11 protein-coding genes and 1 pseudogene are annotated in these 13,131 nt (G+C 59.2%); 9 read left to right on the top strand and 3 right to left on the bottom strand.

Annotated elements, in window-relative coordinates; genetic code table 11:
* Positions 1–94: 94 nt before the first annotated feature.
* The gene (locus AWB64_RS25960) at positions 95–595 is read right to left on the bottom strand and encodes a MaoC family dehydratase (protein WP_060858285.1); all 501 of its coding nucleotides are present in this window, start codon (positions 593–595) and stop codon (positions 95–97) included.
* 65 nt (positions 596–660) lie between these two features.
* Positions 661–825, bottom strand: coding sequence for a hypothetical protein (locus AWB64_RS31730; RefSeq protein WP_157766707.1), 165 nt, complete (start codon positions 823–825; stop codon positions 661–663).
* Between the two features lie 327 nt (positions 826–1,152).
* On the opposite strand from AWB64_RS31730, the gene AWB64_RS31725 reads away from it, so the two are divergent.
* Complete coding sequence (locus tag AWB64_RS31725) at positions 1,153–1,368, top strand: hypothetical protein (protein ID WP_157766706.1); 216 nt, start codon at positions 1,153–1,155, stop codon at positions 1,366–1,368.
* A gap of 19 nt (positions 1,369–1,387) precedes the next feature.
* On the opposite strand, the gene AWB64_RS32805 is transcribed toward AWB64_RS31725, so the two are convergent.
* A complete protein-coding gene (locus AWB64_RS32805; RefSeq protein WP_510183557.1) occupies positions 1,388–1,639 on the bottom strand; it encodes a hypothetical protein in 252 nt (83 codons plus the stop codon).
* On the opposite strand from AWB64_RS32805, the gene AWB64_RS31720 reads away from it, so the two are divergent.
* The 8 genes and pseudogenes from AWB64_RS31720 to istB form a co-directional block, all read left to right on the top strand.
* A complete protein-coding gene (locus tag AWB64_RS31720) occupies positions 1,592–1,930 on the top strand; it encodes a hypothetical protein (RefSeq protein ID WP_157766705.1) in 339 nt (112 codons plus the stop codon). The two genes, AWB64_RS32805 and AWB64_RS31720, sit on opposite strands and share 48 nt — an antisense overlap.
* Positions 1,931–3,053: 1,123 nt before the next feature.
* Positions 3,054–3,209, top strand: coding sequence for a hypothetical protein (locus AWB64_RS31715; protein ID WP_157766704.1), 156 nt, complete (start codon positions 3,054–3,056; stop codon positions 3,207–3,209).
* A gap of 498 nt (positions 3,210–3,707) precedes the next feature.
* Positions 3,708–5,864, top strand: a complete 2,157-nt coding sequence (locus tag AWB64_RS25950) for a putative bifunctional diguanylate cyclase/phosphodiesterase (protein ID WP_060858283.1) — start codon at positions 3,708–3,710, stop codon at positions 5,862–5,864.
* 477 nt (positions 5,865–6,341) lie between these two features.
* Complete coding sequence (locus AWB64_RS25945) at positions 6,342–7,967, top strand: collagen-like triple helix repeat-containing protein (RefSeq protein WP_063493285.1); 1,626 nt, start codon at positions 6,342–6,344, stop codon at positions 7,965–7,967.
* Between the two features lie 285 nt (positions 7,968–8,252).
* Complete coding sequence (locus AWB64_RS25940) at positions 8,253–9,908, top strand: ShlB/FhaC/HecB family hemolysin secretion/activation protein (protein WP_060858326.1); 1,656 nt, start codon at positions 8,253–8,255, stop codon at positions 9,906–9,908.
* A gap of 218 nt (positions 9,909–10,126) precedes the next feature.
* A complete protein-coding gene (locus AWB64_RS25935) occupies positions 10,127–10,507 on the top strand; it encodes a hypothetical protein (protein ID WP_060858281.1) in 381 nt (126 codons plus the stop codon).
* A 407-nt stretch (positions 10,508–10,914) separates the two neighbouring features.
* Positions 10,915–12,471: an IS21 family transposase gene (istA, locus tag AWB64_RS25930; RefSeq protein WP_060858280.1), complete on the top strand. Its 1,557-nt coding sequence runs from the start codon at positions 10,915–10,917 to the stop codon at positions 12,469–12,471.
* A 16-nt stretch (positions 12,472–12,487) separates the two neighbouring features.
* Positions 12,488–13,093, top strand: a pseudogene (istB, locus tag AWB64_RS25925) (IS21-like element IS408 family helper ATPase IstB); the annotation flags it as partial.
* Between the last annotated feature and the right edge of the window lie 38 nt (positions 13,094–13,131).

Here is a 13,131-nt window from a genome sequence, read left to right as displayed (position 1 = left end):
AGTTGGTTCACAGCTGTCTCCTTACTGTGAGGATGGAGTGAAATGCGTTCGTTCTTGGGCCGAATCAGCATTTCCTGCGGCGTGTCGAGCTGTGCTACTCGCGGGTGCCGTGGCCTTTCTTGGCGATCAACGCGGTGCGTACAAAGTCCATGACGGCGGTGCCGTCCTGCTTGAACGCGCGCGTATGGACCGTGACAATGCCTTGCGTGGGACGGGATTTCGATTCACGCGTTTGGAGCACTTCGGATTCCGCATACAGGGTATCGCCGCAAAACACGGGACCGGTGAGCTTGATTTCTTTCCAGCCGAGGTTGGCAATGGCCTTGCCGCTGACATCGTTGACAGACATGCCGAGCACAATTGCCACGGTCAGTCCGCTGTTCACCAGCAATTGCCCGAATTCGCTTTTCGCGGCATGTGCTGCGTCACAGTGCATTGGATGGAAATTCATCGTCAGCAATGAGAAATGGATGTTGTCCGCCTCGGTGATTGTGCGTCCCGGCCGATGCTCGTAGATATCGCCAACCGTGAACTCTTCAAAGTAGCGGCCATAGCTCGCTCGATAACGCTGCTTTCCCACTTCTTCAGCTTGCATGCTCGATACTCCCGTCTCATTTGTTTATTTGTACGGACAAAGTATCGGCCGGACGTTTCTTGTCGTCAATCGAGGGTATGTACCGAGACGTCCGGGAAATTGAGGACATCCGCTCCAGGGGTCGATGACAGCAACTCAAGACCCTTGCGCCGGGCACTCGCAAAGCTTACGGCGATTGCACCGCCCGGCCGATGCGACGTGGCAAGCGCTTCAACGTTTGATTCATTCAAGACATCGTGGCCGCTTTTTTTCGGGGGCTCACACCGCACCATCGCTACAGAAATTGCAGCACCGCTTTGAACGAGCCGCATCTTTGGATGGCACGTAGTCGTGACTTAGTAATGTGCCGGAATATTGGTTTTGACCTGTTAGGATGTCGCCGGACTAATCGCAACGGGTGTACCTGAAAGATCGTTTGCACTCCTTTAAGTGAAAATAGATACAGATGAATTTGTTATGCCGCGAACGCGGGCGAAGCTTCCGATGCGCTCCCGCGCTCAAGGTAGAAAAAACCACCCTCCGGCCTTGGCCGCCTCCGTTGAGAACGTAGCGCTGATATGACAACCGATCCGCAGGCCGACACAGGCACTGTCCAGAATATTTCTGATGCAATTCACGAAAATTTAGACAAGGTTTCTCGATTCGCTCAGCGCGAGGATGAGAAGCGCACTGCCGCGCATAGAGCGATCGAGCGCGTTCGCGTATTTTTTGGTGAGCCCGCTTTTTACCGAGCTTTTTGTGCGCAAGCGTGCCAAAAGCATGATGCTGCTTGAGGAGCTTCGACGCGATCTCCTAACGTACGGGACCGGCACGACGAGCGTGCGGAGACCCTGCAGGCGGCGACATCCAGATGCCGTTCTCGAGGCGATCGAACAACGAAAGGAGCAACCAAAGTAGAAAAAAGCACTTACCGGCTGCGGTCGGTAGCCTGTAGAAGTATAAGTCCCGGCATTCCGCTTTGATCGCGTCCGCTGCTTCCTCGACAAGACGGTTGCCTTGAAAGCGCGTGACTTTGGCGTCGGTGACTGCTTCGACGTGGGCGATGGCTGCTTCGACACTCGCTGGATCGTCCGGATCGAACTCGGCCTGATTACCTCATTCTCCAACGCCTTGAGCCCTTCGCCCGCTTTTTCAAGAATGCGCGCCATCTCGTCCGACAAGGCGGCCATCCGCCCCTCCGCTCATGTGGTAACCGGCATTATTAACCTTCCACCGGCGCTTAGGACCGGCTCCCCTTTCCCGCCCGAACCCACGGCAAACCCAGAAATTCTGTCCACGAAAACCTGGAAGGCGATCACCTTCGCGACTGGGTGGGAATCATCCTGGGTCCGATAATCAACCGCTGGGTTTGGCTGGTTTGTTCGCCGCTTGCATGAGCGGTGTTTAATAAGGCTTAGCCAAAGGCGCATCAAGTGTTGGCGACCGTGGTTTTTCCCCGCTATTGGTGGGGTCGCGGACGGGGGGCGCTGGCATAGGCGAAGAAGTCGCCGCAGCGGTATCACTCGACGCATCAACCGGCGGATGAGCCATGGCGCGCCTCTCCACGCCCCCTTTCGGCGCATTATCCGATTTCGGAGGTGCAGAGGGTTGAGCGATCGCATGCGCTGGGAGCCAAGCCATAGTAGCGATAACTGCCGCGTTGCCGATCGAAGACCGTAGAGTAGTTCTCATTTCGGCATCCATAGCGTAAGTAGATGGGGTGGGAACGTGTTTTGCGAGAAGTGATCCACACGATGCCGGCGAGAACTTATAGCAGTTACTGCGCCAACCGACGTACATACATTCAATGAATAGCAAATAGGGAGCACACACATGCCGTATCTTTTGGGTTGGTTGCTTGGGGTTCCAGTTATCGTGTTGGTGATCCTCTATCTAATTTTCCATTAATGTGACCGGTACGGGTCAATGAGTCTCGCTCAGCGCCAATATCTGTAGCCATGTTGCCAGCGGTGTTGCGCCTCGACTGCAATCCGACGCAGGCTACAGCCACACTGCCGGGCAGCCCTGCTAATAAGTTCGGGTGCCTGCCGTTTCATGCATCGAGCTTCCCGGCGTGGTTTCCACCGCACGGCCGGTGTTAATCGGGTCGCAGACTTCTTCGTCATGCCTGTCCTGTTTCGCGGGCGTCGTGATACGGCCCATACGCAAACATCGTCGACTAGGTGATGAGTCACCAAGCTTAGGTCCTTTGCAAAGGGCTCTTGAAGTCGTTCATGCCCTGCAAAAAATATGTACGCCCGCACGAATCCCGCCTTGCAGATGCTGGCTTGCATCCGCCGCGTGCGCACGGATTGCCTCTGGCATTCGTTTAGGCGGCCTAAAACTTGCATAATTGTCTGCTTGAACTTCACCGCTCTCAGCGTCTCAGCCGGGCATGTCCGAGAAGAAAATAACCTCACGTCGGGGACGGCATCTCAGGAGCCCGTTCTCGAAGCGGACAACTCACGCCGTCCGATTGATGGAAACATCCCTAAATCCCCTGCTTCACGAAATGAGGAATCGGGAGCAGCGGTTTTCGTCGCTCGATTTCCTCATCGCGGGCGGCGTGGCCCTAGTCGGTGCTGCAGCCGTGGTGATGGTCGCGCTGATTTGGGAACTTCGGCCAGCGTGGTGAGGCCGTGACTCGGCAGCGCGGCGGCTCCATCGGGGGCCGCTGACGGCCGCTCGTTACCGCCTTCCCAACCTTGCACGACCCAAAGAGCGCACAAAGGGTTATCACCGAAGCTCGTTAGCATCAAACTTGCTTTCTTTTTGTATACGAATTACGGATTTCGTATGGGCAACAATCGGGGAAGCGATGTTGATCAAGGTCATAGTGATACTCGGCGTCATAGTGCTTGCGACGTTTCTCGCCTGGTTGGTACCCAAACACGGCGCCGAAGCCGACCTCGACGACTACGAGTGGCACCACGATCCGTCGGGTTGGGGCCCCGACAAGCCACCATCGTCCCGCAGCGCTCGCCCCAAGGTGCCCCCTGATATGAGGCACGGCGCCTAAAGCACAAACGTTTTTCGCCGTTATCAACGCTAGAAGTCCAGGCTATTCACCACTTCGCGGCGAAGCCAGACCGCCAAATGAGCTTCATTCTTACAAAGCAGGTGAACAACTGCCATGGACTCCACATTAATTGGCTCTGACGAAGAAGCGAGACTTGCATCGCTTCGCGAATACTCGATCGACGCGACACTCGGCGACCCGGGCTTTGATCGCCTTGTTCACTTGGCCCAAAGCATCTTCCGCGTGCCGGTCGCGCTTGTCTCACTGGTTGATGCCCAGCGCCAGTTGTTCGCCGCGAGTGTGGGACTCAACGTATGCCAGACATCCCGCGACGTCTCGTTCTGCGCCCATGCGATCCTGCGCGACGAGATCATGGTCATCCTCGATGCCCAGAAGGATTCCCGCTTTTGTAATAATGCCCTGGTTACCGGTGAACCGCACATACGGTTTTACGCCGGTGCGCCGCTTCGCAACACGCTCGGCTATGCGCTGGGCACGCTCTGCCTGATCGACACCGAACCGAGAGACGCATTTAGTAATAGCGAGCGTCGCAATCTCTCAGAGCTCGCTGCGCTTGTGCTCGACAAGCTCGAGGTTCGCCGCCTGGAATTTGCCCGCCGCTCAAGTCAGTCCCGCTTTGAGAACATTGCCGCGACGTCTCCGGACGCGATTATCTGTGCGGATCAGCAGGGCTTGGTGACCTTCTGGAACCCCGCAGCCGATCGGTTGCTCGGCTATCGCGCGGAAAATATCCTCGGGCGCAGCATCGATCTCATCGCTCCCCAGGAATTGATTAATCGGGTACACGAATTAGCGACAGCGGGCGCGTCCTTGATCGAGGGACGCACCATCGAACTCAACGTTCATGCTGCGAGCGGCGCCAGTATTCCTGTCGAGTTGTCCGCCTCCATGTGGCGAGAGAACGGACGCCCGAGTTTCGGCGCGATCTTGCGCGACATTACCGAGCGCCGTACCAACGAAGAACGACTATTCCAGCTTGCCCACATCGACTCCTTGACTGGATTGGCCAACCGCACGATGTTCAGGTCTCGCGTGGAACAGACACTAAGCGATCAAAGCGCTGCTTGCGTCATGATGGTCGATCTTGACGGATTCAAGGATGTCAACGACAGCCTGGGCCACTCCGCGGGTGACGCCGTTTTAGTAACCGTGGCTCGTCGTCTGGAATCGTCGGTGCGGGCTCTTGATACGCTCGCGCGCATGGGCGGCGACGAATTCTCCATCCTCATTCCGGGTCTGGTCAGTGCCTCCCGTGCGGCCGAAATCGCCGACACCGTTATCGAATCTCTATCGCGCATCCTTACTGTTGATGGGCAGGCAATCAACATCGGTGCAAGCGTTGGCATTGCGATGTGTCCGGAGCATGGGTCGAGCGTGCGGGAGTTGCTGTCCAGTGCGGACTTGGCCCTCTACCAGGCCAAAGCCGAAGGCCGGCACTGCCACCGTTTCTATAAGACAGGACTGCGCGAAGCGGCGACCGACAAGCGAGCCTATCAGAGTGAGGTACTGAGGGCCTTCGAACACCATGAATTTGAGCTTTATTACCAGCCACAAGTTAGGCTCTCTGATGGCGCGCTAATCGGCGCTGAAGCGTTGCTGCGATGGCGTCACCCTGAAAAGGGGTTGCTCGGTCCCGGCGCGTTTCTTTCCGCCTTGGAGGCCGGGTATCTTGCTCCTCGAATGGGCGACTGGATCATTCGAACCGCGTGCAATCAAGCCGCTCGGTGGCGCGCACACGGCTCGCCTGAATTCCGAATGGGCGTCAATCTTTTTGGCGCCCAGTTTCGCACAGGCGATCTCGCCAGCAGGGTCCGCGCGGCGCTGATCGAAACGGGACTCCCCGCGTCAGCCTTGGAGCTGGAGATTACCGAAAACATCATCCTGCGTCACGACGACCAGATGATCGGACCCCTGCGGGAGCTTCGCGACGACGGGGTGGGGATTGCATTCGATGACTACGGGACGGGCTACGCTTCACTGAGCATGTTGAAGCGCTATCCCCTGACGAAGCTCAAGATCGATCAGACCTTCGTTCGGGGAATGTGCGAGTCGAGCGCCGACGCGGCGATCGTTCGAGCCATCCTTTATCTTGGCCACAGCTTTGGGTTGGAGGTCATCGCCGAGGGCGTGGAAACAGAAGAGCAAAGCGCGCGCTTGCGCAAGAAAGGCTGCGAAACGGCACAAGGCTATTTATTCGGTCGACCAATGCCAGCCTCGGAATTTGCCCGCCAATTCGGCCTTTCGGAATAACCACTTTCTCTCACGTATAAACTTTCGCTACATAACGCTCGACGCCTTTTAGCTCCGACGGTAGCTTTTACAGAAAAGCGTTCGTGATAAGTCCTCGTATTACTGCTTTCGCCACCGGACTAACGAGGACCATTGCGTGTCTGTAATCCACTACCGACCGAGCTGCGTCTCTTTCGGCATCCTGCGCTTTCGGACAAAAAAGATTACGGGTTAACACGTGTTGTGGATCTACCTACGGCAATGGATTTCGTCATTTAAATCATTTATAAATACATGAACTGAACCACACGTCAGATTAATGGAGGACGCCTATTGAAAACATTCAAAGTTACTGCACTCAAGATCTAACCGCAATTAGGCGGAACGATTTACGCATTTAATACCAGCGACAGAGTCGAGAACGGATTGGGACACGTCACTACCGTTAATCGACCAGTGAAATACCACGGCCATCTAAATAGAACATTCGAGGGTGTTATGAAGACCAAAGGCATGCAAAGGGGCGCGCTGCGCCTCACTATTGTAGCAACGAGCGTGGCTGCCCTTCTCGCGCTTGGCGCGTGTGGTGGCTCCGGGTCCACCAGCAGACAGATGGGCAGTTCGGGGGCAATCTCAACCGGTGACGGTACTGACACTGCGTCAGGCCCCTCTTCAAGCTCGGGCGGCACCAGCGGATCAGGCGCCGGCGCTGGGGGCGATACTTCAACGGCAAGCGGCGGCGGTGCTGCGGGTACGGGCAACGCGGGTACTTCGGGTGGAGCATCGGGAACAGGCGGCAGCACGGTCGCCGGGGGAGCGGCCGGAGCGGGTGGCAATGGAAATTCAGGAGGCGGCAGTGGCGGTGCCGCAGGGGGAAGCAACGGGGGCGGCAATACGCCAGGCGGCAGCGTGGTAACGCCTGTTGCCGCAGTCGCGCATTCTGCGGGCGGCATTGTCTCGTCAGTCGGTGACGCCGCAAGTGGCTTGGGCTCCGCGGTAGGCTCGACCACCCTTGCAGGCATTAATCCAACCACCACGCAAGCTGCGGGCGGCATAGTGAGCCACGCGGGCGCCGCTGTCTCGACGCTTGGCGACGGCGTGTCGCAAGGACTGGGTCAAATCGGCTCGACATCGAATCCGCTTGGTACCACCGTGGTAAGCACGAGTGGCGTCGTGCAGGACACGGGCCGTGCGGTGAGCAGCGCGGGGGATCTTGTCAGCAGCGTCGGGACGGGGACGCTTGCTCCTATTGCACCGATCACGACAGACACAGGCGGTGTAGTGAGTCAGCTCGGTCGGACCGTGACGCGTACCGGCGGGGCACTGGACCCGGTCCTATCGACGGGGCTTGTTCAAAATGTCACGCAGGGCGCGAGCAGTGCGATCACACCGATTACCTCGGTCGTCGGTTCCACTACGCAAACCGTTGGCGCTGCGACCGGCATAGGCGCGCCCGCAAACTACTTGTTGACAAGCCTCGGCGGCAGGTTGAATTCGGCCGGACAGACACTGTCGTCTACGGGCAATGGCGCTCTCACGACAGGCTTAGGCGGCGTATTCTCAAGCACCGGCACAACTATCGCCTCAACGGGCGGCCTGGTGAGCGGAACGCCCGGTACGACACCGCTCACGCCCGTCGCCGGCGTCCTTTCTGGCGTAACGAGTACACCGGGGGCAGGACCGCTCGCCCCCATCACAGGAGCGGTCGGAGGCGTTGCCAGCACGCTCGGTTCTGCCGGCGGGACGCAGGGACGTCCAGGACCGCTCGCGCCTGTTACAGGGGCCGTAGGTGGTTTGACAAGCGCAGTTGGCAGTGCGGCGGGCGGACTGTCAGGCACACCTACAAGCGCGGGTGGTGCGGCGCCTGGCGGGCTCACGGTCTTAGCCGGCCTCGGTACGCCGGCGACCGGACCGGTCGGTGTGGGCGTTGGGGCGGGCTCGCCCGGATCGGCGACCGGTGCGAGAACGCCAGTGGCAGGCGTAGGCGTCGGGGTGCCAGGCGTCGTTAGTATTGGCGCGGGCCTTGCCTCTAGCTCGGGGGGAAGCACACCGGGTTCGCAGCCAGGCGTCATTGGCTCGGTACTGGGCGGTGTCGGGTCGCTCCTCGGCGGGCGGGCTCACTAGAGCGCTCTAAGATACGCTCGTGCAGCGGCTGCTCGGAGTGAACGCCGTAAGACTTTCACCTTGCATGGGTGGAGTCTTGCGGATTCACTCTGAGTCGGCGTTTGTTCAAGCACCCGCTTATGCAAACCGACGTCTTTGTGTTGATGAACATTGACGACGAGTGCGGCGCTGCGCTCGCCCGTAGGCGCCCCTGCCGGGCGCAGTTCGTACAAAAAAAGAACCGTCTTCCCGAGGGGCCGTGCTTTGATTCGCAAAGAATTAACATGGGCATTGCTGTTCGCGGCAATGACCTTTCGTCCTGCGCACTCGCAAAATGCACCCCCCGTCCGTCCGCCAAGCGCAGGCAACCCGCTCGAAGCCTTGCCACAGGTGAATGCTCCTCGCGGCGCCCCAAGCGTGACTGTAGACGTGCAACCCCAAGCACCTCAACTTCAAGCTCTCCTTGAGCGTCCGATCACGCCGTCAAGGGTCCAGATCGAAGGCGTGCACGCTATCCCATTTGGTCAAGTTGCGCAGCGGTTCGCCCCCCTGGTTGGTCAAGCGATCAAAATCGTCGATCTGATCAAGGCCGCAGACGGCGTAACGAAACTGTACAAGCAAAAAGGCTACGCCCTCTCCTTTGCTTTCGTACCCGCGCAGACTTTCCAAAACGGCGTGGTGCGTATCACGGTGGTGGAAGGATACGTCGAACGCATTGAGATAAACGGTCAGCCTGGCGCGGCCGAAAAGCGCATTCGCGCGCTCGCCGAACGCATTCGCGCGGACCGCCCGCTTCGCCAGGCGAGCTTTGAACGCTATATCAATGTACTGGGACTCGTGCCTGGTGTAAAAATCGCCGCCACCGTTGCACCACCACAAAACACTGACGGGGCCGCAACACTCGCGCTCGATGTCGAACGCCAGCCCTTCACATTTGCCACCGGCATCGATCTGAACCACCCGGGCGTGCAAGGGATTGTCAGCGCAACGGAGAACGAGATGCTGGGCGTTGGAGAAACGCTTGGCGTCTCGGGACTCTTTCCGAAGGGCCGCGATGACCAGACGTATTACGCGGTGAGCGCCGCATTGCCGATTGGTACCGATGGTTTCATTGCCAAGGTTGATGCATCACATTACTACGGACACCCGTCGGATAACCCGGGCCTGCCATCTTATGTTGAGCGTACCGTTGTCAACGACAGGGCAAGCATATCGGCGTCGTACCCATTCATTCTGAGTAATTCAAGAAGCTTGATCGGCACGGCCAGCGCATATGCCTCGAGCAACGAGGATCGGTTCAAAAACACCATCACCGGTGCGCAAATCGACCAGCGATCCCAAGTACGCGTGAGTGCACTGCAGCTCGATTTCACCAGCGCGGAACCGGGTGTCGTCAGACGCGCAAGCTTAAACGTGGCAAAAGCGTTCAACGTGCTCGGTGCATCGAAGGCAGCTGACACCAACATTGCGGGCGTGCTTACCCAGAATCCGGTTTCGCTCACCTTCTTGCGTACGGGTGCAACGGCGTCGCAAAGCAACGAATGGCCGTTCAAAATCGGTACGGTCGTCGCTGCGACCGGTCAATATAGTGCTGACTCTTTGCCAACGTCGGAGCAGATTGCGTTTGGGGCGCAACGTTTTGCACTCGGATATCAGCCAGGCGAGGTGTCGGGCGACTCGGGCTGGGCTGTCTCGGCAGAGATCAACCGTCCTGTTCCCCTCGCATTCGCCTACCTCAAGACGATCACGCCATATCTCATCATTGATACCGCCCGCGTGTACCTGCATGGCACCACGGCGCAATCGAGCAGACTGGCATCGGTGGGCGCGGGATTTCGCATCTGTGATGCACGATATTACAGCCTGGATTTGTCCGTAGCCAAGCCCGTCGGCGCCGCTCCAATTGAAAGCGCATCGCGCAACCCTCGCATCAACGCAACGTTTTCTTATCAGTTTCAATAGTGGATCGGATGCTAAATTGCGATGCGACCAGCCCACTTCGTTTGATTGACGATCCGGAATGACGTAGGCGGCAACCACGCCAAGCGCGCAATTCGAGAGGAAGAGAAATCCCGATTTATCCATGAAGATGTTGAGGCCGTTAGCGATTCAGCTGGCTCACTCGTACACCAAATTAATAACTTCACCGTTGCGTCGATAATATCTTCACTCGCGACCATATGCGACACAAACTGGTCGCCGACGTCCGCGGCCTCCTTGCAGCAACGGTCACGCTTGCCATAGCCGGAGTACTTGCGATCGTCATGCTGGAAGCTTGGAACCTTCCAGTTACTCTAATCCTCTGTCTTCAGGAAATTATCATCGTAGTCGTGTTTGCGACGTGCACTTGGCTCATGTATGAACGCGGCGAGAAGAAGCTGCGCCTGTATTCATTCGAACCCGCCCAGCATACGATGACCAGCGAAATACATGCGCTCCTAAGCCGCCTGCCAGACGGCGCGGCTTATCAGCAAGCAATCGACGCCGAACAGCGCCCGTACACAACTGGCGAGCTTGAACAGATTCGCTCGCGCGTGAGGGCGTTTTCGCGAGCCGAATAAAACGGATCGTCTGCACCGCGCAAGACGTCCTGTCAAAGGCGCACTCGAAGTCGTGCGAGAGCACCGACGGCATCAGGTCCGCATGGCACGCACCGATAAATCCGCTTCCGGACCGGCCGGGCTGACCGACTAAGCGCCGGTAGTGCGTATTTCGGCGAACGTGATCACGCATTTCGGCGGATCGTGATCACGGATTCCGAATGATCGTGATCATCCGTTTCGGTTGATCGTGATCGCTGATCACAGGTTTCCGAAACGCGTGATCACGATGCCGGAATGAGCGATCACGGGACCGAAACGGGTGATCACGTAACCGGAACGTAATCCGGGTTTGAGTCTGGCGGTGGCGTTGCGCATGTATTCACCGGCGGCGTTAGCCTGCTCCCTTTTTTGCGGGAGAAGCGCTGATGCCGACACCTCGGATGAGCATGCGCAAATTGAAGGAAGTCCTGCGACTGAAGTGGGCGTGTGGTCTGACGCATCGTCAGATCAGCCGGGCCATTGGCATCAGCGTCGGAGCCGTGTCGAAGTTCGCTGCCCAGGCCCGCCAGGCGGGACTCGACTGGGCCGCAGCCGAAGCGCTGTCCGATGATGAACTGGAAGCACGCCTGAAGCCTGCGCCAACCGATGCCACGGCAACGACATCCCGGCGCATTGAGCCCGACTACGCGGCATTGCATCGCGAGCTGCGGCGCAAGGGCGTGACGCTGCAACTGCTGTGGGAAGAATACGCTGAAGCGAACCCCGGCCAGCGGACTTACCGCTACACGCAGTTCTGCCAGAAGTACAAGGACTGGGCGAAGTCGATCAAGCGCTCAATGCGCCAGCAGCACCGCGCCGGCGAGAAGCTGTTCGCCGACTTCGCGGGCCCCACCGTGCCGATCCTCGCACGCGATGGCGGCGTCGAGTTCGAGGCGCATGTGTTTGTGGCCGTCCTCGGTGCATCGAACTACACGTTCGCGTGCGCGACGCGCACCGAGACGATGGCGGACTGGATCGGCAGTCTGTGCGACGCGCTGGAGTTCATCGGCGGTGTGCCCGAACTGCTCGTACCCGACAACCCGAAGGCGCTGATCGCGCGGCCCGACCGTTACGAACCGGGACTCGGCACGACCACGCAGGACTTCGTGAACCACTATGGCACGGCAATGCTGCCAGCGCGTCCGCGCAAACCGCAGGACAAGGCCAAGGTCGAAGTCGGCGTGCAGATCGTCGAGCGCTGGGTGCTGGCCCGGCTGCGCCATTATCGCTTCTACAGTCTGGCCGAACTCAACAAGGCGATTGCAGGACTGGTCGCCGACCTGAACCAGCGCCCGTTCAAGCGGCTCGAAGGCAACCGTCGCGAATGGTTTGAACGGCTGGACCAGCCCGTACTGCGCGCGTTGCCCGTGCGGCGCTACGAGATCGCCACCTTCCAGAAGTGCCGTGTGAACATCGATTACCACGTCGATGTCGGCGGCCACTATTACAGCGTCCCGCACAGCCTCGCACGGCAGGAGGTCTGGGCGCGTATCACACGCCACGGCGTCGAGATCCTGCACGGCGGCAAGCGTGTCGCCGCGCACGCACGCTCGCGCCTCAAAGGCAAACACACAACCATCGCCGAACACATGCCGGCCGCGCATCGTGCGCACATGGAGTGGACTCCGGGCCGACTGCTCAACTGGGGCGCATCCGTCGGCCCCGGCGCCGAAGCTGTCGTGCGGCATCTGCTGACCAACAAACCCCACCCCGAGATGGGCTATCGCGCCTGTCTCGGTCTGCTCTCACTGGCGCGCAAGTACGGCAAACACCGCCTCGAAGCCGCGTGCCAGCGCGCATTAAAGATCGGCTCGCCCACGCGCCGCTCCGTGCTGTCGATCCTGGAGGCGGGGCTCGACCTGCAGCCCTCGCTCCCGACCGTGTCCACGGAATGGCGCTCGCCCGAGCACGAGAACGTACGCGGTCCCGACTACTACCACTGACCAGAAGGAGGTCACGATGTTGATGCAGCACACTCTTACCCAGCTGAAGGCGCTCAAACTGGACGGCATGGCCCGCGCGTTCGAGGAGCAGTCGACGCTCACGGCCAGCACCGGCCTGTCATTCGAGGAGCGCGTGGGCATGCTCGTCGATCGCGAACTGGCATGGCGTGATACGCGACGACTCGAACGGTTGCTGCGCGCCGCGAAGCTCAAGAATCCACAGGCCTGCGTCGAGGACATTGAATACCGGCAAAGCCGTGGGCTGGACCAGCGCATGGTCGCCACGCTCGCCGGCTGCGACTGGGTGCGCAATGCGCAGAACCTGATCCTGACCGGCCCCACGGGCGCGGGCAAGACGTGGCTCGCATGCGCGTTCGGCCAGCAGGCGTGCCGTCAGGGCTTCTCGGTGTTCTATGTGCGCGTCGCCCGGCTGTTCGAAGAACTGAAAATCGCGCACGGCGACGGCAGCTTCACACGCCGGCTCGCGCAACTCGCGAAGATCGATGTGCTGATCCTCGACGACTGGGGCTTGCAGGATCTCGATCAGGCCGCGCGCAACGATCTGCTCGAGGTACTTGATGATCGTGTCGGTACACGCTCGACTGTGATCACCAGCCAGATTTTACGGGCTCGAGCCCGTAACAACTGTAATGCGATGAA

It is taken from the genome of Caballeronia sordidicola (assembly GCF_001544455.2).
Lineage (GTDB): Bacteria > Pseudomonadota > Gammaproteobacteria > Burkholderiales > Burkholderiaceae > Caballeronia > Caballeronia sordidicola.
Note: the sequence above shows the minus strand (reverse complement) of the source record. Positions and strands in the feature narration are given on the sequence as shown.

Coding starts and splice junctions, on each gene's coding strand:
- AWB64_RS25960 (WP_060858285.1), bottom strand. CDS start 595: ATGCAAGCTGAAGAAGTGGGAAAGCAGCGTTATCGAGCGAGCTATGGC.
- AWB64_RS31725 (WP_157766706.1), top strand. CDS start 1,153: ATGACAACCGATCCGCAGGCCGACACAGGCACTGTCCAGAATATTTCT.
- AWB64_RS31715 (WP_157766704.1), top strand. CDS start 3,054: ATGGAAACATCCCTAAATCCCCTGCTTCACGAAATGAGGAATCGGGAG.
- AWB64_RS25950 (WP_060858283.1), top strand. CDS start 3,708: ATGGACTCCACATTAATTGGCTCTGACGAAGAAGCGAGACTTGCATCG.
- AWB64_RS25945 (WP_063493285.1), top strand. CDS start 6,342: ATGAAGACCAAAGGCATGCAAAGGGGCGCGCTGCGCCTCACTATTGTA.
- AWB64_RS25940 (WP_060858326.1), top strand. CDS start 8,253: ATGACCTTTCGTCCTGCGCACTCGCAAAATGCACCCCCCGTCCGTCCG.
- AWB64_RS25935 (WP_060858281.1), top strand. CDS start 10,127: ATGCGACACAAACTGGTCGCCGACGTCCGCGGCCTCCTTGCAGCAACG.
- istA (WP_060858280.1), top strand. CDS start 10,915: ATGCCGACACCTCGGATGAGCATGCGCAAATTGAAGGAAGTCCTGCGA.